General features: G+C 69.2%; 21 protein-coding genes. 10 read left to right on the plus strand and 11 right to left on the minus strand.

Features of this window, described 5'->3' with window-relative positions; translation table 11 throughout:
* Positions 1-15: 15 nt before the first annotated feature.
* Both ACZ6O0_RS11475 and ACZ6O0_RS11480 read left to right on the plus strand, forming a co-directional pair.
* Positions 16-525 (plus strand): sigma-70 family RNA polymerase sigma factor, encoded by a 510-nt coding sequence (locus ACZ6O0_RS11475; protein WP_393153744.1) that lies wholly within the window; start codon positions 16-18, stop codon positions 523-525.
* Entirely contained in the window at positions 522-1,184 is a 663-nt protein-coding gene (locus tag ACZ6O0_RS11480; protein ID WP_465764752.1) for an anti-sigma factor family protein, read from the plus strand. The genes ACZ6O0_RS11475 and ACZ6O0_RS11480 overlap by 4 nt, the downstream gene beginning before the upstream one ends.
* Positions 1,185-1,551: 367 nt before the next feature.
* Here ACZ6O0_RS11480 and ACZ6O0_RS11485 read toward each other — a convergent pair whose 3' ends face one another.
* Together ACZ6O0_RS11485 and ACZ6O0_RS11490 are read right to left on the minus strand one after the other, a co-directional pair.
* Positions 1,552-1,791 (minus strand): hypothetical protein, encoded by a 240-nt coding sequence (locus tag ACZ6O0_RS11485; RefSeq protein ID WP_465764753.1) that lies wholly within the window; start codon positions 1,789-1,791, stop codon positions 1,552-1,554.
* A 63-nt stretch (positions 1,792-1,854) separates the two neighbouring features.
* Positions 1,855-2,556: an ArsR/SmtB family transcription factor gene (locus tag ACZ6O0_RS11490; RefSeq protein WP_465764754.1), complete on the minus strand. Its 702-nt coding sequence runs from the start codon at positions 2,554-2,556 to the stop codon at positions 1,855-1,857.
* Positions 2,557-2,621: 65 nt separating this feature from the next.
* Between ACZ6O0_RS11490 and ACZ6O0_RS11495 the strand changes: the two genes are divergently transcribed.
* The gene (locus ACZ6O0_RS11495; protein ID WP_465764755.1) at positions 2,622-3,254 is read left to right on the plus strand and encodes a flavin reductase family protein; all 633 of its coding nucleotides are present in this window, start codon (positions 2,622-2,624) and stop codon (positions 3,252-3,254) included.
* Here the strand turns inward: ACZ6O0_RS11495 and ACZ6O0_RS11500 are convergent.
* The 4 genes from ACZ6O0_RS11500 to ACZ6O0_RS11515 are packed head-to-tail and all read right to left on the minus strand — an operon-like array spanning position 3,217 to position 6,610.
* Positions 3,217-4,002, minus strand: coding sequence for an arylamine N-acetyltransferase family protein (locus tag ACZ6O0_RS11500; RefSeq protein WP_465764756.1), 786 nt, complete (start codon positions 4,000-4,002; stop codon positions 3,217-3,219). The two genes, ACZ6O0_RS11495 and ACZ6O0_RS11500, sit on opposite strands and share 38 nt — an antisense overlap.
* Positions 4,003-4,026: 24 nt before the next feature.
* The gene (locus tag ACZ6O0_RS11505; RefSeq protein ID WP_465764757.1) at positions 4,027-4,422 is read right to left on the minus strand and encodes a VOC family protein; all 396 of its coding nucleotides are present in this window, start codon (positions 4,420-4,422) and stop codon (positions 4,027-4,029) included.
* A gap of 20 nt (positions 4,423-4,442) precedes the next feature.
* Positions 4,443-5,885, minus strand: coding sequence for a YbfB/YjiJ family MFS transporter (locus ACZ6O0_RS11510; RefSeq protein ID WP_465764758.1), 1,443 nt, complete (start codon positions 5,883-5,885; stop codon positions 4,443-4,445).
* Between the two features lie 17 nt (positions 5,886-5,902).
* Positions 5,903-6,610, minus strand: coding sequence for an SDR family NAD(P)-dependent oxidoreductase (locus ACZ6O0_RS11515; protein ID WP_465764759.1), 708 nt, complete (start codon positions 6,608-6,610; stop codon positions 5,903-5,905).
* 108 nt (positions 6,611-6,718) lie between these two features.
* On the opposite strand from ACZ6O0_RS11515, the gene ACZ6O0_RS11520 reads away from it, so the two are divergent.
* Positions 6,719-7,645 carry a LysR family transcriptional regulator gene (locus ACZ6O0_RS11520; protein WP_465764760.1) on the plus strand — a complete coding sequence of 309 codons (927 nt, stop codon included), beginning with the start codon at positions 6,719-6,721 and terminating at the stop codon, positions 7,643-7,645.
* On the opposite strand, the gene ACZ6O0_RS11525 is transcribed toward ACZ6O0_RS11520, so the two are convergent.
* A complete protein-coding gene (locus ACZ6O0_RS11525; RefSeq protein WP_465764761.1) occupies positions 7,633-8,418 on the minus strand; it encodes a GntR family transcriptional regulator in 786 nt (261 codons plus the stop codon). The genes ACZ6O0_RS11520 and ACZ6O0_RS11525 overlap by 13 nt on opposite strands.
* An 83-nt stretch (positions 8,419-8,501) precedes the next feature.
* Between ACZ6O0_RS11525 and ACZ6O0_RS11530 the strand changes: the two genes are divergently transcribed.
* The gene (locus ACZ6O0_RS11530; RefSeq protein WP_465764762.1) at positions 8,502-9,554 is read left to right on the plus strand and encodes a YeiH family protein; all 1,053 of its coding nucleotides are present in this window, start codon (positions 8,502-8,504) and stop codon (positions 9,552-9,554) included.
* Here ACZ6O0_RS11530 and ACZ6O0_RS11535 read toward each other — a convergent pair.
* Positions 9,539-11,344, minus strand: a complete 1,806-nt coding sequence (locus tag ACZ6O0_RS11535; protein WP_465764763.1) for a glycoside hydrolase family 2 protein — start codon at positions 11,342-11,344, stop codon at positions 9,539-9,541. The genes ACZ6O0_RS11530 and ACZ6O0_RS11535 overlap by 16 nt on opposite strands.
* A 1,028-nt stretch (positions 11,345-12,372) precedes the next feature.
* Between ACZ6O0_RS11535 and ACZ6O0_RS11540 the strand changes: the two genes are divergently transcribed.
* Entirely contained in the window at positions 12,373-13,134 is a 762-nt protein-coding gene (locus tag ACZ6O0_RS11540) for an alpha/beta fold hydrolase (protein WP_465764764.1), read from the plus strand.
* Here ACZ6O0_RS11540 and ACZ6O0_RS11545 read toward each other — a convergent pair.
* Positions 13,124-13,840, minus strand: coding sequence for a class I SAM-dependent methyltransferase (locus ACZ6O0_RS11545; RefSeq protein WP_465764765.1), 717 nt, complete (start codon positions 13,838-13,840; stop codon positions 13,124-13,126). The two genes, ACZ6O0_RS11540 and ACZ6O0_RS11545, sit on opposite strands and share 11 nt — an antisense overlap.
* Before the next feature lie 181 nt (positions 13,841-14,021).
* Between ACZ6O0_RS11545 and ACZ6O0_RS11550 the strand changes: the two genes are divergently transcribed.
* The gene (locus tag ACZ6O0_RS11550; RefSeq protein WP_465764766.1) at positions 14,022-15,002 is read left to right on the plus strand and encodes a TRM11 family SAM-dependent methyltransferase; all 981 of its coding nucleotides are present in this window, start codon (positions 14,022-14,024) and stop codon (positions 15,000-15,002) included.
* Here ACZ6O0_RS11550 and ACZ6O0_RS11555 read toward each other — a convergent pair.
* Complete coding sequence (locus ACZ6O0_RS11555; RefSeq protein ID WP_465764767.1) at positions 14,938-15,870, minus strand: amidohydrolase family protein; 933 nt, start codon at positions 15,868-15,870, stop codon at positions 14,938-14,940. The two genes, ACZ6O0_RS11550 and ACZ6O0_RS11555, sit on opposite strands and share 65 nt — an antisense overlap.
* Positions 15,871-15,954: 84 nt before the next feature.
* Here ACZ6O0_RS11555 and ACZ6O0_RS11560 point away from each other — a divergent pair, with 84 nt between their 5' ends.
* From ACZ6O0_RS11560 to ACZ6O0_RS11570, 3 genes are read left to right on the plus strand one after another with little or no spacing between them, the layout of a single operon-like run.
* Positions 15,955-16,500, plus strand: coding sequence for a CGNR zinc finger domain-containing protein (locus ACZ6O0_RS11560; protein ID WP_465764768.1), 546 nt, complete (start codon positions 15,955-15,957; stop codon positions 16,498-16,500).
* Positions 16,497-17,195, plus strand: coding sequence for an AzlC family ABC transporter permease (locus ACZ6O0_RS11565; protein ID WP_465764769.1), 699 nt, complete (start codon positions 16,497-16,499; stop codon positions 17,193-17,195). Before ACZ6O0_RS11560 ends, ACZ6O0_RS11565 begins: the two co-directional genes overlap by 4 nt.
* Positions 17,192-17,488: an AzlD domain-containing protein gene (locus ACZ6O0_RS11570; protein WP_465764770.1), complete on the plus strand. Its 297-nt coding sequence runs from the start codon at positions 17,192-17,194 to the stop codon at positions 17,486-17,488. The genes ACZ6O0_RS11565 and ACZ6O0_RS11570 overlap by 4 nt, the downstream gene beginning before the upstream one ends.
* On the opposite strand, the gene ACZ6O0_RS11575 is transcribed toward ACZ6O0_RS11570, so the two are convergent.
* A complete protein-coding gene (locus tag ACZ6O0_RS11575) occupies positions 17,485-18,723 on the minus strand; it encodes an ATP-grasp domain-containing protein (RefSeq protein ID WP_465764771.1) in 1,239 nt (412 codons plus the stop codon). The genes ACZ6O0_RS11570 and ACZ6O0_RS11575 overlap by 4 nt on opposite strands.
* Between the last annotated feature and the right edge of the window lie 5 nt (positions 18,724-18,728).

Consider the following 18,728-nt stretch of genomic DNA (forward strand, 5'->3'; position numbering starts at 1 on the left):
TGAGCAGGAGCGCCGATGGCCGATGACCGGGCTGCCCTGTTGCGTGAGCTGCACGACGTGCATGCGCCCGCGCTGTGGCGGTTCGTCGTCCGGCTGACCGGTGACGACCGGCTCGCGGAGGACGTCGTCCAGGAGACTCTGCTCCGGGCGTGGCGCCGGCCGCAGATCCTGACCGAGGACGAAGCGGGTGCCCGCGCCTGGTTGTTCACGGTGGCGCGCAATCTCGTCATCGACGACCGGCGCAGCGCCCGGGTCAGCCGGGAGGTGGCCAGCGGGGACCTGCCGGAGAACCCGAGCGCCGACCACGCGAACGCCGTACTGGACGCCTGGCTGGTGGCGGAGTCGCTGGCTCAGCTGTCCGAGGAACATCGGCAGGTGATCGTTCGTGCGTACTACGGACGCCGCACGGTGACCGACATCGCCGAAGAGCTGGACATCCCGTCGGGCACCGTGAAGTCGCGGCTGCACTACGGGCTGCGGGCGTTGAAGCTCGCGCTGCAGGAGAAGGGGGTGACGAGTCAGTGAGCGACTCCTACCGCGACTGGGACGCGGCCTACCTGCTCGGAGCGTTGTCGGCGAAGGACCGGCGCGCGTACGAGGAGCATTTGCAGACGTGCGACGAGTGCTCGGCCGAGCTGGCATCGCTGGGCGAGGTGCCACCGCAGCTGTCCGCGCTGCCGGCCGACCGCGCGCTCGCGACCATCGACGACGCCCCACCGAACCTGCTCCCCGGTCTGGTCCACAACGTGCAGCGGGACGTACGCCGACGCCGGGTCCGGCTCGGCGCGCTGATGACCGCCGTGGCCGTGGCCGCAGCCGTGATCGGCGCGGTCATCGCGATCCCGCTCACCCACGAGGAGCCGCAGGGCGACTACGTCGTACTCGCACAGACCGTGGCCAGCAAGCTGTCCGCGGATGCCCGGCTGGTGCCGGAGCGCTGGGGTACGACGATCGAGATCAGCTGCCGGTACGACGAACTCGCGACGCCGAGCGAACGGGCCCGGGGCTACGAGCTGTACGTCACCGACACGTCCGGCAGATCCCAGCTGATCGCGAGCTGGACCTCGTCGCCCGGGACGACCGTGAAACCGGCGGCCACGACGAAGCTGCAGCGCAACGAGATCCAGGCTTTGGACATCCGCAGCTCGGAGACCGGACGGATTCTGCTGGCTGTGCATTTCTGATCACTGTCGGCGTGAATGGCCCTCGGCGCGGGGGGCACTTGGAAGTCACGAGTGGTGGTCGCTCGAGAGGCTGCCGATCCAGGCCCCGGTGTTCAGGGACGTGCACCGGGGTCGTCCCCTGTCCGGACGCGCGGCGCCGTCCGCAAAGAATTTCCGTCGATCCTGTAACACTCGGCCCGTCACCAGCGATACACCCTGTGTAACGCCACTGAGGATCCCGTCCCAGGTCAACCGCCCGAAGGGCCTGGGGCGGGGTTCTCGTTCGCCGCCCAGGCGCCCCGGCCGCGTTACGCACGAAGGCCCCCGGAGAATCCTCCGGGGGCCTTCGTGCTGTTATCCCCTCCTCAGTTCAACGCACCTCGGTGCGCTACGACGCTCGTTCGGTCGGGCCGTCCGACTCCGGCAGAGCGATCCGGTGCGCCGGCAGGCGTTCCGTCCGCTCGTTTCCGTCGTCGCCCTCGTACTGCACCAGACCGGTCCATCCCGTCTCCTCGTGCTCGCGGCCGATCAGCCAGCCGCGACGCCACTGACCGTCCGCATGGACGATCACGTGGCTGGGCAGAGGGAGGCGGGACACCAGATCGGTGCCGGGCTCGAACTCAGTCATGGCCGAAGGCTAGGTGGTTTCCGCGCTCGGCGCCTCCCCCCCGGCGCGTCAATCTCACGGTTCTCAGGGCTGCAACCCCCGGACAACGCCTACCGGCAGCCCGAATTCGCGCACCGAGCCGCTCACCTTCAACGCCCGTCCACCCGGGATGTGATGTACCCAACCCTGCCGCAACGCATGTGCGCACAAAGCCGCGCCGACAGCGCCCGCGATGTGCGGACGTCGTTCGGTCACGTCCAGACACGACCGTACGGCGGGCCGTCCACGCCGCGGCTCGACCGTGATGCCGAGGTCGTCCAGCCACGCAGCGCCGGAAGGCGTGAGCGCGATCCCGTCGGACCAGTCGAGCAGGCCGCGCTCGGTCATCGCGTCCGCGAGCGCGACCCCGAGCTTGCCGGCCAGGTGGTCGTAGCAGGTCCGTGCCCGCGCGAACGCGTCCCGCTTACTGACCGCTGCCAGGCTGTGCGCAACCTCGGCACGCCGTGGTGCGAGCGCCGCGAGCCCCTCGATCAACTCGGCCGTGTCCGGCCCGGCGAGTTTCACGTACCGATGCCGGCCCTGCCGGACCTCGGTCAGCAGACCGCCGTCGACGAGCAGGTTGAGATGCTCACTCATCGTCGGCCGCGACACCTTCGCCACCCGGGCCAGCTCGGTCGCCGTCCACGCCCGCCCGTCGAGCAACGCCACGCACACCGTGGCCCGCGTTCCGTCCGCCAGCATCCGAGCCCAGGCAGCCAACTCCTGTCCCTCGGTCTGCATGCTCATGACCCCATCATGCCGCTCCGACAGTTAGGTCCCGGCCGAAGCGACGGCCGCCTAGCGTCGAACGCATGACGCACCTGACGATCGAACCGTCCATCCTGTACGTAGGTACGCCGGTCGCCCTGCTGTCCACCGCGAACGACGACGGCACGATCAACCTCGCCCCGATGTCGTCCGCCTGGGCACTCGGCGACGTGGTCGTCCTCGGCGTGGGTGAGCCTGGTCAGACCGCACACAACCTGCGGCTCCGGCCCGAGCTCGTGATCAATTACCCGTCACCCGAGCAGTGGGAAGCGGTCGAGCGGATCGCCGGCCTGACCGGCCGGCATCCGGTGCCGGACTCCAAGAAGGCCCGCTTCCGGTTCGAACGCGAGAAGTTCAAGGCCGCCGGGCTGACCCCGGTCCCGTCCGAGCGAGTGAGCCCGCCCCGGGTGGCGGAGTGTCCACTGCAGTTCGAGGCGACCGCGGTCCAGGTCGATCTCGATGCCGGCGGCACCTTTCTGATCATCCAGGCGAAGGTGCTCCGGGTGCATGCCGACGAGCGGATCGTCGTACCAGGGACGTCGTACGTCGATCCGGCCGCGTGGTCGCCGCTGCTCTACAACTTCCGGCACTACTTCGGCCTCGGCCCCGAGCTGGGGGAGTCGTTCCGCACCGAGACACCTAGACAAGCCGCAGGCGATCGACTTCCTCGTCGCTGAGGACGACGTCCAGGCCCGCCAGCGCCTCGGGCAGATCCGCTGCCGGTACGACGCGTTCCGTCGTGCGGCCGTCGGCGTACTCGGCGGTGAGCTTGTCTCCGACCAGCCGGCGGACGACGCCGTCGGCGACGCGCATCACCACTGGCCGGCCGGTGAACGGCGAGTTCGGGTGGGTCGAGACGTGGTGGTGGTAGACCTCGTAGTCGATCGGGCGGACCGGCTCGTCGTTGGACGCGTGCTGAGGAACCCAGCCGTCGGCGGTCTGCTTCGACAGCGTCCAGACGTCGCCGTCGAGGGTGAGCCGGTGATCCCATCCGCCCTGGTCGACGACGATGCCGTCCTTCATCGGCGTCGGGTACAGCTGGCCGGCGCCGAAGCCCACGTCGGCCAGGAAGTCCTGGCCGTCCACGCCGACCTCGAGGAGGGCGTGCGTACGCGGTCCTGCCTTGTGGGGCTGGACTCGCGCGACCCGGCGGGTCACGTCGAAGCCGAGACGTTCGAGTGCGGCGCCGAAGAGCAGGGCGTGCTCGTAGCAGTAGCCGCCGCGCCGCCGGCCGACGAGCTTGGCCTGGATCGCGTCCAGCCCGATGCCGGGATGCGTGCCGAGGATCACGTCGATGTTCTCGAACGGGATCGCCAGCACGTGCGCCCGGTGCAGACTGCGCAGGCTGTCCGCCGACGCAGGCTGCCGGGCGTGCCCGATCCGGTCGAGGTAAGCGTCCAGGTCGAGGTACTCGGTCTGCCACATGACGCTTACCTCAACACTTCAAGTTCACTTCAGGTCAAGTTCGGTGAACAGGGTCAGCTGGATCCCGCCCGGAGTGTCCAGGCGGGCGTTCAGCGAGTTCCACGGCGTCCGCGTCGGCTCGGCGATCACGGTGGCGCCGGCCTCGGCCAGCCGCCGGGTCGTCGCCGCGGAGTCGTCGACCTCGAACGCGACCCGGAACTTCCCGGCCACCCGGCGGCCGACCTCGACCTCGTCGATGTAGTCGGCCTGTGCCGGATTCGCGATCTCGAGGGTCGCCCGCCCGGCCTCGAGGATCATCACTCGCGCGTCGTCCGTGACGTACGACTCCCGCTCGGGCAGGCCGAGCACGTCCCGGTAGAACGCCACCGCCTCGTCGTAGTCGTCCGCCGTCACGACCAACCGCAGTTCCTTGACCGTCATCGCCCCAGTATCAGCCAGCCCTACGACAACCGGGAGACCTGATAGTGCGCGATCAGCCAGTCGTCGCCGGTCCGCCGGAGGATGATGCTCAGGTAGACGGGCAGGGCCGGGCGGTCGGTGAAGCTGAAGTCGACCGCGAGGTAACCGAGGATCAGGTCGTCGGCGAGCCGGCGATGCTCGAGGATCCGGTACGCCGCGGACAGTCCGATCGGCTGCGAGTCGTAGTACTCGGCGACCGCATCCGGGCCCACGCCGTACGGATGGAGGCCCTGGAAGATCGCGTCGTCGGTGAAGTACGACGCCACCCGCTTGGGGTCGTGCGCGTCGACGCCCGCCTTCCACTGGTCGAGGACGCTGTGCAGGATGTCGTTGTCGGTCATGAAAATCTCCTGGTTCGGTTGACGGCGGACGAGACCAGCGGCGGTGGCGGCGAGTGCCACCACGCCGGCGCTGATCAGGAGCGCCTGGTGATATCCGTTGTGCAGCAGGGGTCCGACCGCCAGCGGGCCGACGATCTGGCCGAGGCTGTAGCCGGTGGTGAGGATCGCGACGGCGCGGGGGACCTGCAGGTCCGCGCCGATCGCGAGCACGATGTTCGCGACGCCGAGGAACGTCGCGCCGAAGAGCGCCGCCGAGATCAGCGCGGCCGCGACCCCGCCGACAAGGACGGGAAGGGCGATGCCGACGGCTTGGAGGAGCAGTGCGGTCAGCAGCAGCGTCGGCCGCGACCAGGTTCGCCCGAGCCGGGCCCAGAGGACCGAGGAGGGCAGCGCGGCGAGGCCGACGATGATCCACGCACTGTTGCCGATCTGCCCGGAGGCGGTTTCGTTGATCGCGGCAACGAGGAACGTGCCGGCGATGATGTAGCCGACGCCTTCGAGTGAGTAGCTGGTCAGCAACGCGGTGAAGTGCTTCGATCCACGGCCGCGCTCGGTCGTTGCCGCGGCGGCCGGTGCCGGGCCGGTCAGGTGCCAGGCCGGCACCGTGCAGGCGACGGTCAGTACGGCGGTGAGCCACCAGGCCTGCCGCCAACTGCCGCCGATCAGCACCGCGCCGGACAACGCGATCCCGGCGCCGATCCCGCTGAAGATCCAGCCGACGTGATGGCTGCGCAACTGCGGGAGTACGGCGCTGACGGCGATCACGAAGATCAGCGCGCTGGCTACCCCGGCGATCAGCCGCAGCGAGAGCCAGAGCGGTCCGCTGCGACTGAGCGGCATGAGTGCCAGGGTCGCCGACAGGACCAGCAGCGACAACCGCAACGCCCAGCGGGAGTGGGTCAGTCTCGGTACGACGATCGCCGCCAGTGCTCCGGCGAGGTAGCCGGTGTAGTTGGCTGTTGCGAGTGCCGCTCCGAGCCGCGGGGACAGTCCGGCCTGCGCGTGCATGATCGGGAGGATCGGGGTGTAGGCGAAGCGGCCGATCCCCATCCCGCCGGCCAGCGCCGCCGCTCCTTGACCCACGACCCGCCAGGGTTTCATCAGCGACCGGCCTGCTGTCCGCCGTCGACGTGGAGGATCTCGCCGGTGACGAAGTTCGCGCCCTCGAGGTAGGTCACGGCCTCGACGATCTCGTCGATCTCACCCATCCGGCCGACCGGGTGCAGGGCCGCCAGGAACTCGTGCGTCTCCGCCGGGTGCATCGGCGTACGGATGACGCCGGGGGCGACGGCGTTGACCCGGATGCCGCGAGCGGCGTACTCGGTGGCCAGGGACTTGGTGACCGAGTTCAGGCCGCCCTTGGTCAGCGACGCCAGGGCGGACGGCACCTTGCTGTCGGCGTGCTCGGCCAACGTGGTGGTGATGTTGACGATGTGGCCGCCGTCGTTGTCGAGCATCGCGGTCACGGCGCGGCGGGTGATCTCGAAGAAGCCGCGCAGGTTCACGCCGTCGACCAGGTCGTAGTCCTCGTCGGTGTACTCGGTGAACGGCTTCGCGACGAAGACGCCGGCGTTGTTGACCAGGGTGTCGATCCGGCCGAAGGTGTCCAGCCCCTGCTCGATCACCCGGTTGCCGACGCCCGGCTGGGCGATGTCGCCCGGGACCGCCAGGACCCACGGGTCCTCGGAACGCTCGATCGTGCGCGAGTTCGCGACGACCGCGTAGCCGAGCTTGCGGTACGCCGTGACGAGGCCGGCCCCGATGCCCTGGGAGGCTCCGGTGATCACGGCGACTTTCTGGGTGTTCATGGTTCTCGCCTTCTCGAGTGGATGTACTTCGATAGTTGTCGAACCATGTGGCGTTTTCCACGACCGGTTTGCTCCCAGCTAGGAGGCTCGGCCTACTACGATCGGCAGGTGGAGCTTCGGCAGTTGCGGTACTTCGTGGCGGTCGCCGAGGAGCTGAACTTCGGCCGGGCCGCGGCGCGGTTGCACATCGCCGGGCCGTCGCTGTCCCAGCAGATCAAGTCGCTCGAGCGTGATCTCGGCGTGCGGTTGTTCGAGCGGGACCGGCGTACGGTCGCGCTGACCGCGTTCGGGGAGACGTTGCTCCCGCAGACGCGGGCCTTGCTGGAGCAGGCCGACGCGTTGCGGCGTACGGCGGCGGGCTTCGCGGCGAGCGAGCCGGTGCGACTCGGGTACGTCAGCTGGCGCCCGGCCGATCTGGTCGAGCGCGCGTCCGCGGTGGCGCAGTTGCGGGTGGATGCATGGGTGATGCCGTCGCACACACAGGCCGGCCGGGTCGCCGACGGCAGCATCGACCTGGCGATCTGCTGGGTGCGGGCCACCGATCTCGCCGAGCAGGAACTGACCGGTCGCCTGCTCGGCATGGACCGGCTGTACGCCGTCTCACCCGGGCGCGACGAGTCCGCCGTACGCGCGAAGGACACCGTCGTACTCGTCGACGCCGACACGGCCACCTGGGCGTCGTGGAACATCTACGCGGCCGAGTTCGCCCGGTCGACCGGTGCCGAGCTGGTCCGGATCGACGACCACGGGATCACCGGGCCGGCCTTCTTCGATCACGTCCGGCGGTTGCGGCGGCCGGTGGTCAGTTCACCCAAGCGCGATGACACGCCACTGCCCAGGGACTTCGTCCGCCGCCCGGTGGCCGACCCGATCCCGATCTGGACCTGGACCCTCGTCTCGCGTCGCGACGAGGTCCGACCGGCCGTGCTCGCCGCGATCGAGGCGTTGACCCGCGACGTCGCGGTCGACCTCGACCCGGCGAACTCCTGGCTGCCGGCTGACGATCCGTTCCGCGGTGGCGCCTACCAGCCCTGAGCCAGCGCGGTGGTGCGCGGGGCGGGGGTGAGGCGGTAGCCGGTGTTCGCCGAGAACTCGGCGGACAGCGCGAAACGGTCGCCACGGACCACGGTGTGGCGCCACTCGACCGGGCGGTTCTGGACGGTGCCCTGGCGGATGATCGAGAAGACCGCGGCCTCGGGTGGGCAATGCAGCAGCGTGCGCTCGGGCGGGGTCGGGTTGATCGCGCGGATGTCCTCGCGGCCGTGATCCAGGCTCAGACCGGTCCTGGTGGCGAGCTCGTTGTAGAGGCTGGTGTGGGTGAAGTCGGCCTCGAGTAGCGGTTCGGCGAGTGACGCGGGCAGCCAGACCCGGTCCAGGGCGAGCGGCTCGTCACCGGCGTACCGGAGTCGCTCGAGGTAGAGCAGTGGGCTCGACGCCTCCAGGTCGAGCCGGGCCGCGATGACGCCGTCGGCTCTGATGTCGAGCGCCCGTACGACGCTGTGCTGGGGGAGACCGGAGGCTTCGACGGACGAGAACAGGCTGTAGAGCGCGCCCATCGGCTGCCGGATCTCCGGCGCGGTGGCGACTCGGGGCTGGCGGCCGCGCTCGGCCACGATCAGGCCGTCCGAGCGGAGCTGACCGAGGGCCTGGCGGACCGTGTGGCGGCTCACCTCGTACTCCTCGACGAGCGCGAGCTCGCCGGGGAAGGCGTCGTCGAACTCCCCGGAGCGCAGCCGGCGGACGAGATCCCGCTGCAACTGCTTCCAGAGCGGCTGGCCGCCGGTGCGGTCGAGCCTGCGCACGGTCATCCGTTTCCCGCCTCCCGGCTTGCCAAATGTCCGGTCATCTCCTAGCGTAAATGTGCGTACATTTCCGCGGAAGGAGTCACCCGATGGTGCAGGTCGAGGTTAGGCCACACACCACCTCGACTGCTGTTCCGCACTTCCCGGCTGTGTGGTCGCGGGTGCCCGGGCTGGTCGCCGTACTTGCTCTTGCCGCCGTCGCCGTCCCACTCGGTCGGCTGGTTCCTGTGGTCGGCGGGCCGGTGTTCGGGATTCTGCTCGGCGTCCTCAGCGGCTTGTTCATCCCGGCACTGCGGTCTGAAACGTGCCGGCCCGGCTACGACTTCGCCGCGAAGAATCTGCTGCAGGTCTCGATCGTCGTGCTCGGCACCGGCCTGTCTCTCCAGCAGGTGGCTCGCGTCGGCGCGTCCTCGCTGCCCGTCATGCTCGGCACGCTAGCGATCGCGCTCGGCGGCGCCTGGCTGTTCGGCCGCCTCCTCGGCGTCCGCGGCGACACGCAGACCCTCATCGGCGTCGGTACGGCGATCTGCGGCGGATCCGCGATCGCGGCAGCAACCGCGGCGATCGGCGCCAAACGCTCGTCAGTCGCCTACGCGCTGGCGACGATCTTCACCTTCAACGTCGTCGCCGTCCTCACGTTCCCGCCCCTCGGCCACCTGCTCGGCCTCAGCCCGGAAGCCTTCGGCCTCTGGGCCGGTACGGCGATCAACGACACCTCATCCGTCGTCGCCGCCGGATACGCCTACAGTCAGAGCGCCGGCGACCAGGCCCTCGTGGTGAAGCTGACGCGCTCGCTCACCCTGGTCCCGATCGTCCTCACCCTGGTCGTCCTCAAATCCCGCCGCGACGGGCGCACGGCAGACGGCTCGAAGGCCCGGTTGCCGTGGCGGCGGCTCGTCCCGCTGTTCCTGGTCGGCTTCATCGCAGCCGCGGGCCTTCGGAGTGCGGGCGCCGTACCCGAGTCCTGGCTGCCGGCCCTGAGTCAGATCGGAACCTTCCTGATCACGTCCGCCCTGGTCGCGATCGGCCTGTCACTCCGGCCGAAGGAACTGCGCGACGCAGGACCCAGGCCGCTCCTCCTCGGTGCGATTCTCTGGATCCTGGTCGCTGTCGGCAGCCTCGGTCTTCAGTCCTTCTCGTAAGCGGCCTGGCGGGTCTGGACCGCCTGGATCCGCGGTACGTCGAGCTTGTTGCTGCGGTCGAACCGGTAGACGCCGTTCTCTTCCTGGAACACGTCGGTCAGCTGCGTGTAGCAGTAGCCGAACATCAGCGGGTTGTCGAGCAGCGCGTCGACCAGCCCGGCGAACCGGATGTAGAACGCCTCCTCGTCCGCAACCCGCTGCCCGTAACCCCACGAGTCGGCGGAGTTGCCCGACGCCGCCGCGGCCGCCTCCGGGTTCCACCAGATGCCGCCGAACTCACTGCAGAAGTACGGCTGACCGGCGTACGGCTGGGAGATCGGCCGTCCCTCGTGCCCGCCGACGTTCCCGTACGGCGCTCCGTCCGCGAGGCCGGCCATCTGCTTCGCGAACTCGACCGGGTTCTGCTCGTAGTTGTGCGAGTCCCAGACGTCCGTCTCCGGCACGCGGTGCGAGTAGCCGGACGAGTCCAGCACGGGGCGGGTCGTGTCGGCTGCCTTCGTGGCCAGGAACATCGCCCGGGTGACGTCGTCCAGCTGGGTGATCCGGTCGTGCAGGTACTGATGGGTCTCGTTCAGCGGGCACCAGCCGATGATGCTCGGGTGGCTGTAGTCCCGTTCGACGGCCTCCAGCCACTGAGCGACGTACGACGCGGTCGGCTGCTGGTTGTTGTCGCCGGTGTCCCCGACGCCCGAACCCCAGTCGCCGAACTCGCCCCAGACCAGGTATCCGAGCCGGTCCGCGTGATACAGGAACCGCTCCTCGAACACCTTCTGGTGCAGCCGCGCGCCGTTGAACCCGGCGGCTATGCTCAGCTCGATGTCGCGGACCAGGGCCTCCTCGGACGGCGCCGTCATCAGGCTCTCCGGCCAGTACCCCTGGTCGAGCACGAGCCGCTGGAACACGTGCTTGCCGTTGATCAGGATCGCCTTGCCATTGATCGACACCGACCGCAGACCGGCGTAGCTGTCCGCGGTGTCGACAACGTTGCCGTCGGCATCGATCAGCTCGAGGCCTACGTCGTACAGGTGCGGATCGGTCGTGTCCCACAGGCGGACCCGGTCGGCCGGGACCTGCAGCGTGAGCCGTGGCGCGAGGTCGAGGTCGGCACGGACCTCCTGCGCCACGACCTCGCCATCGGCGTCGCTCAGGGAAGCGCGGATCTTCCAGCCCGGCTTGTTCGCCGACACCGGTACGGCGAGGTGGAAGCTGGAGCCCGCCACGTCCGGCGTGATCCGCGGGCGGCCGAGGTGCACGGTCGGCACCGCCTCCAGCCACACGGTCTGCCAGATGCCGGTGGTCCGCGTGTAGACGCAGCCGTGGTTGAAGTACGTCGTCGTCTGCTTGCCGCGCGCCTGTACGCCGTGACGCGGGTCGCGGGCACGGACCACGATCAGGGCTTCCTCGCCCGGCTTGGCGACCTTGCTCAGGTTCGCGCTGAACGGCGTGAACCCGCCGCGGTGCCGAACCACCTCGACGCCGTTCACCCACACGGTCGCGTCGTGGTCGACCGCCTGGAAGTGCAGTACGGCGTCCTTGCCGGCCCACTCCGCGGGGATCGTCACCGTGGTCCGGTACCAAACCGCCTCGAGGAAGTCGACGTTCTCGATCCCCGACAGCTTGGTCTCCGGCGCGAACGGGACAGTGATCCGCTGCGCCAGCTCGCGGTCCCGCACCTCCCGCTCCAGACCCGAGTCGGACCGATCGATCTCGAACTGCCACTCACCGTTCAGATTCGCCCACTCCGCCCGGACGAACTGCGGACGCGGATACTCGGCACGAGGCTGGGACATGGACTCTCCCGGGGGATGTCGTAGACGGACACGACGACAGTACAACGTTGGAATGGGGCCAGCAACGGGTGCCCGGGAACTGTGTGTCGGGCTGCCTCACGCGGTCGACCCTCGCGCCCGGCTCCGCTCGCTATCGCTCGCCGCCGGCCGCCCCACCCACCCGTCTTCACGCGCTACCGCGCTTCGTCCACGCGCTGGCGCGCTTCGTGCGCGTGCTCCTGCGTCGCGCGCTTGCTCGTCCCCTCGCGCCCGGCTCCGCTCGCTATCGCTCGCCGCCGGGGCGCCCCACCCACCCGTCTTCACGCGCTACCGCGCTTCCTCCACGCGCTACCGCGCTCGCACACGCGCTACCGCGCTCGAACACGGCTTGGCGCGCTGACCACGCGACCACGCGCTGGCGCGCTGACCACGCGCTGGCGCGCTGACCACGCGCTGCCGCGCTGACCACGCGCTGCCGCGCTCGTATAGGCGCTGCCGCGCTCGCATACGCGCTGCCGCGCTCGCATACGCGCTGCCGCGCTTGTGTGCGTGCTCCTGCGTCGCGCGCCTGCTCTTCTCGCGCCGGGCTCCGCTGGTTATAGCTCGCCGCACGCCGCCCAGCCCACCCTCTTTACGCGCTGGCGCGCTGACCATGCGCTGCCGCTCGCCCTGCGCTGCGGCGCTCGCACACGCGCTGCCGCGCTCGCACACGCGCTGCCGCGCTCGCAGACGCGCTGCCGCGCTCGAGGACGCTGCCGCGCTCGGCCAGGCTGTCGCGTTCGACTACGCGCCGGCGTGCCGACCAGGCGCTAGCGGGCTGGTGGAGGCGCCGGTTGGGGAGTACTGGGTTCGGGATGAGAGGTCGTACCGCCTGGCTCGAGTGCGGGTGGTCGTGCAGCCATGGTCCGACTGATCCGCAGGGAGCCGAGGTTGGCGGCGAACGGGTATCAGTTGGCCTTCTAACGGTAGTAAGCCACCCCAGGAAACTGATGACATTGCCTCCACGCGCACCGAATCTTCAGCGCAAAGTTCACAGAAGGGAGAAACACATGGCGACATACGTCCTCGTCCCCGGGGCGTGGCACGGTTCCTGGGCGTTCGAAGGGGTGGTCCCGCTGCTGGAGCGTGCCGGTCATACCGTTCACGCCCTGACGCTGACCGGTCTGCGCCCGGACGACGACACCGCGACAGTCGCGAACGCGAACCTCGACACGCACGCCGACGACGTACTGCGGCTCCTCGATCGCAACCACATCACCAGCGCGACGCTGGTCGGCCACAGCTACGCGGGGATGGTGATCGCTGCCGCGGCCGATCGCGCCGGTGGGCGGATCTCGCGACTCGTGCATCTCGACGCCTACGTACCGCGTGATGGCGAGTCGTGCTGGTCTTTGACGACCGAGGGCTACCGGCAAGCATTCGTCGACGGCGCCGCGGACACCGGGTACGCCGTACGTCCGCCGTTCCGTCCGCCGGACGGTGGCGATCCCCGCCGCCGTCCCCATCCCCTCGCCGCGCTCGTGCAAACGATCCGGCTCACCGGCGTTGCCGACCGCGTGCCGCGCCGCGAGTTCGTCTACTGCTCCGGATGGGAGGATCGCACGCCCTTCGCCGAACTCCGGACCCGTCTGCGGGCCGACCCGGGGTGGCTCGTTCATGAGCTCCCAACCGCCCACAACGCCATGCGCGAGGCTCCGGAAGCGGTCGCTGCGCTACTACTCAAAGAACCCATCGCGGACATGCGTGCCGTTGAGAGCCGCACAAGCCCAGTTCACCCGGCGGACGGCGGGCGGGTTGCGGCTAGGCGGTGAAGAGGGCTGCGTTGAGGAAGTCGGCGGCGAAGGCGCCTTCGCGGTCGGGGCGGACCGGCCGCACCTCGACGGGGTCGAGGGGCGCGAAGATGGTTCGGAGGTCTTCGAGGGAGAAGGCCATGCCCCCTTGGGTGTCGCCGCTCATCACGACTTCCAAATCGCTGGGAGCCTCCATGTGTTCGGCGGCGAAGGTGACGATGCCGAATCGTCCGCCGGCACGCACAGCCGGCAGCACTCGTTCCAGATAGGTGATCCGCCGGTGCGGGGCGATGTGGTGGAAGCACCCGGAGTCGTAGACGACGTCGAACTGCCCGGCCGGCATCGGATCTCGCAAGATGTCCGATGCGGTGAGGGTCACCGACGCGGGCATGCTCGCGCGGACCGTGTCGAGCAAGGGTGCGGCGAGGTCGATGCCCTCGACGGTGGCGCCCTGCTCGGCGAACCATCGGCTGTTGCGACCGGAGCCGCACCCGATGTCGAGCACTCGGGCGCCGTTGAGGTCTCCGAGGAGCCCGCGCTCGTGCCAGTCGACGAGGGGTTCGTCCGGCAGCGGTGTGGCCAGCGGGTGGCCGGGCGTGGTCAGCATCTCGGTCCAGAACTCGGCGGACGATGCCTGGGACCGATCGCCGCGGGCGCTGGTCGCCACGACCTGGTCGATGACGTCGAGCAGCTGACCGACCGTATGAATGCGACCCTCGTTCACCACGCGCTGATTCTACTGAAAACCAGGTGAGCAGGTGCGGGGTGATCGCCTAGGGTCGTGCTGATGATGCGTTTCTGAAGGCGCGCGCCACGCTGTGGCCCCGGGCAACGGTCGCCGTTGTGCCGGTGTTCTGCGCGCCGCGCTTCGACCGTTCTGTCGATCGCGATTCTTCAGGAGCCTCATCGTGTCCGGTCTCTCGGACCGCCTTGTCCTGCGCACGCTCGACGGTGCCGCGGACCTTCTCATGGCGGAGCTGCGGTCAGTCGGTACGGTTCGCCAGTTGTCCGCCGTCGCCGTGGAATGCACGGTCGACGGCCGGCTGGGTGAGATCGCCGACTGTTCGCTCTACTCGACCCTGGCGATCCCGCTCCCGGGTCAACCAGGTGACCGCGATTTCCTGCGTGCCCTCGAGTCGTCGAGTGCAAGCGGCGTACTCGCGACGCTCGGTACGCCGCTCACCTTCCGGGTCGGCGTTGAGGACCCGGAGGTCCGGCGGCGGCTGATCACGGTGGTCGAGCGTGGTCTCGGCTGGATCAATCGGCCCGGTGGATGGATCGTGAATCTCACCCAGTCGCCGCAGGGCTGGGTCGCCGAGGTCGGGCCGTTGTCCTGGACGCGGCGCTTCGAGCGGGCGGAACGGTTGCCGTGGTCAACGAACTCGCTGGTCGCCGAGGTGCTCGTGCGGTTGGCGAAGGTGCGGCCGGGGGATCGGGTGCTCGATCCGTTCTGCGGTACCGGGACGATTCCGCGGGCGGTACGGCGACGCGAGCCGACGGCGCGCGTACTGGGGAGTGATCACGACCCCTGCGCACTCGAGATCGCGGTCCGCAACAGCCGGGCCGACGTCGAGCTCGTGTTAGCCGAGGCGGACGCTCTTCCACTCCCGGTTGACAGTGTGGATCGGATCGTCGCGAACCTCCCGTTCGGGAAGCAGGTCGGGTCGCACCACAACAACCGGAGTCTCTACCCGAAGGCGCTCGCCGAGATCGACCGAATCCTCGCCGCCGACGGTCGCGCCGTGCTCCTGACCGAGGACAAGCGCCTGCTACAGGAGGCGATCGACCACCAACCAGGCATCAAGCTCATCCGCCAGCGCCTCCTCAAGTACAACGGCGCCACCCCGACCGCCTACGTCCTGACCCGGCCGCGACGGCGAGCGGACTGACTAGAGGCCCGAGGAGGCGGGTGCCGTTGGTCCAGCAGACGGCCCGGAGCCAGTCGTCGCCGAGGTTCAGGGTCTCCAAGGATTCGAGCTGTACGGCGTACTCGTACGGGATGTTGGGGAAGTCGGATCCCAGCACGATCCGGTCCTGCAGGTCGCCCAGGCGCGACGTCAACTCGCGGGGGAAGGGCATCAGGGACTCGGTGAAGGGGGTGAGGGCCATCGTCGTGTCCAGGTGGACATTCGGGTACGACGTGAGGGCCAGGTGCTCGGCGTACTCCGGCATGCCGAGGTGCGCGATGACCGCGGTCAGTTGCGGGTGCTTGCGGAGGACCTCACCGAAAGGTCCTGGGCCGGTGTGGCGGCCGCGGATCGGGCCGGAGCCGCAGTGGACCACGACTGGTACGCCGGCCTCGGCCAACTGGCCCCAGACGTCGTCGAGCTCGTCGGTGCGGGGATCGTAGTCGCCCACCTGCAGATGGACCTTGAAGATGCGCGTCCCGGACTCCAACGCCTCGCGGACGTAGGCACCCGCGCCCGGCTCGGGAAAGAATGTTCCGCTGGGCACGCAGCCCGGTGTGGCCGCGGCGAAGTCGCGTGCCCACTCGTTCAGCCATGCGGCCATGCCCGGCTTGTGTGGATAGACCAACGCCGGGAACGCCCGGACTCCCAGCGCGTCAAGCGTTTTCAGCCGTTCCTCGACCGACGTGCGGTAGGTGATCGGCCACGCGGTCCCGTAGTGCTCGGACGCCTGGTCGAAGTACGCCCAGACCGCGTTCATCACCTGGTCCGGCAGGAAGTGCACATGCACGTCCACCAGCCCGTCCAGCCCCAGCCGCTGCCACCATCCCGGTACGTCCTCGTCGCGCACAGGCCCCAGCCTAGACACGCCCTGCGCTTGCTCGTCGCGCATCTAACGACTCATGATGCCTTTTGAGTGTTAGAGAGGTAGGTCATGGAGTATCGGCCGGAGCTGGTCGGCGGGCATCTTGTGCTCGATCTGGTCAACACGGTGGCCTGGCGGCTGGACGATCGGCGGCGGGTCGACCGGCTCGCGGATCCGGCCAATCTGCGGCGCTGGCTGACGGCCACCGGGCTGGGTCCGTCCGAGCCGGGCACTGCAACCGACCTCCTGCATTGCCGCGAGACTGCTTATGCGGTCCTGCATCCGCTCGCACTCCACCAAGAGCCGGAAGACGCCGACCTCGTCGAACTCCACAAGCTGATCGAGCACGCCGTACGCAACGCCGAGCTCGTCAGCGCGCGGCCCCTCACCTGGCACGCCAACACCATCGCCGATCGCCTGCGGTTGGCGATCTGGCGGTTCTTCGAGGACGAGGATCTGGACCGGCTGCGGCAGTGTGACGACAACGACTGTGGCTGGCTGTTCCTGGATCGCACCAAGAACGGCTCGCGACGGTGGTGCAGTTCCGCGGACTGCGGCAATCGGGCCCGCGCCCGCAGGCACTACCAGCGACATCAGGCCGGAGCCGCGACATGAAAGCCGCCTTCGCCGACGGAATCCGGCTCGGGCTCGGACCGGCTGGTGCGGGGTTCGTTCTGGCCCTCAGCTTCGGCGCCGAGGCCGAGGCCCGTGGCTGGGGAATCGGGCTGCCGGTGCTGTTCTCGGCCCTGGCGTTCTCCGGTTCGGCGCAGTTCACCTTGCTGACGGCACTGTCCGGCGGCACGGTGGTGGCTGGGATCGCTTCGGCGGCGTTGATCAACGGACGCTATCTCGTCATGAGCGTCGCGCTGAACGACAGCCTGAGCGGAAGCCGGCTGACCAGGGCACTCCAGGCGCAGGCCCTCGTGGACGCCTCGTTCGTCTTCGCTCACCGCGACGACGGCCGGTACGACGCCGCACGCTTGATCGGCGCCAGCCTGCCGCAATGGATCGCCTGGGTCCTCGGGACCGCGGTCGGCGCCCTGACCGCACCTTCGCCCGATCTGATGCACCGGCTCGGGCTCGATGTCGTGTTCCCGGCGTTCTTCCTCGTACTCGCGCTGGACGAGCTCCGGCGCTCCCGCCGAGCACTCGCCGCGTCGCTGCTCGGCGCCGGCGTCGCCGCCGGCCTGCTGCTCGTCACCGATCCGGGCTACGCGCTGCTCGGCGCCACAGCCGCCGCGCTGATCGGCCTGATCCCGGAGCGCCGACCGGATCCCGAGCGCCCGAAGGCAGGAAAGGAGATGTCGTGAAGCTGTGGCTGGCGGCCTTGGCCGTCGCCGTCGTCAACTGGCTGATGAAAGCGGGCGGTCCGCTGCTGATCGGCGAACGCAAGCTGCCGCCGGCGGCGGTCCGGGTCGTGAGCCTGATCGCTCCGGTGCTGCTGGCCGGCCTGATCGTCACCGAGCTCGGCGGCAAGCGGCTGGACTGGACGCAGCTCGCCGGAGTCGGTCTCGCCGGGATCCTTTCTGTTGTGAGGGTTCCGTTGCTGCCGGCGGTGGCCGCGGGGATCGCCCTGACCGCTGTGGTGCGGCTACTGACCTAGCGCGTCTGATCGGCCAGCCAGAGGTTGGTGAGGCCCTTGAAGTGGTGGAGGAATTGCTCCTGCTCGTGCGCGGGGTAGGTGGCGGCGACGGTCTCGCGGAGGATGCGGTCGAAGTCCGGGCCGGCGACCCACTCGCGGACGCGAGCGTCGAAGTCCGGCAGGTGTTCGGCGCACCACTCGTGGTACTTCGTGGTCTCGAAGTGCTCGTCGGCCAGGGCCAGGTAGGCCTCGAGTTTGGCGTCGTAGTCGAGCGACTCGTCGTCGGCGATCGCGAAGTACCGCTCGGTGTGCAGGTCGACCTTGCTGCGCCGGCCGGTCGCGAGCGAGAACACGGACCACTTCACCAGCGCGCTCATCGCCCACGGGAAGTAGTAGTGCAGCGAGGTCACCGCGACGTCCGGGCAGGCGTTGGCGTAGTCGATCGGGTGCACCGAATCGCCCTTGACCAGCATTTCGCAGGAGTTGAACTCCCAGCCGAAGAACGCGTTCACGATCCGGCTGATCGCCACCGTCTGGTGCCCGGCGGACGGGCTGAGGAAGTCGTACGAGACGGCGTACCGGTTGTGCATCGGCTCGTCCGGGCGGAAGTCCATCACCATCGTCTCGGCGCCGATCGACAGCGCCCGGGCGAACTTGTCGTACTCGACCGTGGCCTGCAGGTGCATCAGCATCTCGCCGGACTCGTCGTACGCCTTGTGCAGGTCGTCGTTGTCGTTGATCCGGGAGACGCCGCGCCAGCCGCCGCCGTCGAACGGCTTCATGTACATCGGGTAGCCGAGGTCTTCCGCGATCGCGTCCAGGTCGAACGGCTTGTTGTACTGCGCCGACGTGTAGGCCCAGCGCACGTTGTCGACCGGGTTCTTGTACGGCACCAGCACGGTCCGCGGGATCTTCAGCCCGAGCCGGAGCATCGCGCAGTACGCCGAGTGCTTCTCCATCGACTGGAACGTGAACGGCGAGTTCAGCAGGTAGGTGCCGTTCATCAGCGCGGCCTTCTTCAGCCACTCGCGCGGGTGGTAGTACCAGTACGCGAGCCGGTCGATCACCAGGCCGACCCGGACCGGATCGGTCAGGTCGAACGGCTCGATGGTCAGCCGGCGGGAGCCGAACTCGTGCTCGTGCCCGTCCTCGAGGGTCACCGGCCCGACCCGCTGCAGCAGCGCCTCGAACGCCTGCGGCCAGTCCTCCTCGGCGCCCAGCAACAACCCGATCAAGTGCCGCGAACGATCAGCCACAATCA

This window comes from Kribbella sp. NPDC048837 (assembly GCF_055586945.1).

Coding starts and splice junctions, on each gene's coding strand:
- ACZ6O0_RS11475 (WP_393153744.1), top strand. CDS start 16: ATGGCCGATGACCGGGCTGCCCTGTTGCGTGAGCTGCACGACGTGCAT.
- ACZ6O0_RS11485 (WP_465764753.1), bottom strand. CDS start 1,791: ATGACTGAGTTCGAGCCCGGCACCGATCTGGTGTCCCGCCTCCCTCTG.
- ACZ6O0_RS11490 (WP_465764754.1), bottom strand. CDS start 2,556: ATGAGCATGCAGACCGAGGGACAGGAGTTGGCTGCCTGGGCTCGGATG.
- ACZ6O0_RS11495 (WP_465764755.1), top strand. CDS start 2,622: ATGACGCACCTGACGATCGAACCGTCCATCCTGTACGTAGGTACGCCG.
- ACZ6O0_RS11500 (WP_465764756.1), bottom strand. CDS start 4,002: ATGTGGCAGACCGAGTACCTCGACCTGGACGCTTACCTCGACCGGATC.
- ACZ6O0_RS11505 (WP_465764757.1), bottom strand. CDS start 4,422: ATGACGGTCAAGGAACTGCGGTTGGTCGTGACGGCGGACGACTACGAC.
- ACZ6O0_RS11515 (WP_465764759.1), bottom strand. CDS start 6,610: ATGAACACCCAGAAAGTCGCCGTGATCACCGGAGCCTCCCAGGGCATC.
- ACZ6O0_RS11525 (WP_465764761.1), bottom strand. CDS start 8,418: ATGACCGTGCGCAGGCTCGACCGCACCGGCGGCCAGCCGCTCTGGAAG.
- ACZ6O0_RS11530 (WP_465764762.1), top strand. CDS start 8,502: ATGGTGCAGGTCGAGGTTAGGCCACACACCACCTCGACTGCTGTTCCG.
- ACZ6O0_RS11535 (WP_465764763.1), bottom strand. CDS start 11,344: ATGTCCCAGCCTCGTGCCGAGTATCCGCGTCCGCAGTTCGTCCGGGCG.
- ACZ6O0_RS11540 (WP_465764764.1), top strand. CDS start 12,373: ATGGCGACATACGTCCTCGTCCCCGGGGCGTGGCACGGTTCCTGGGCG.
- ACZ6O0_RS11560 (WP_465764768.1), top strand. CDS start 15,955: ATGGAGTATCGGCCGGAGCTGGTCGGCGGGCATCTTGTGCTCGATCTG.
- ACZ6O0_RS11565 (WP_465764769.1), top strand. CDS start 16,497: ATGAAAGCCGCCTTCGCCGACGGAATCCGGCTCGGGCTCGGACCGGCT.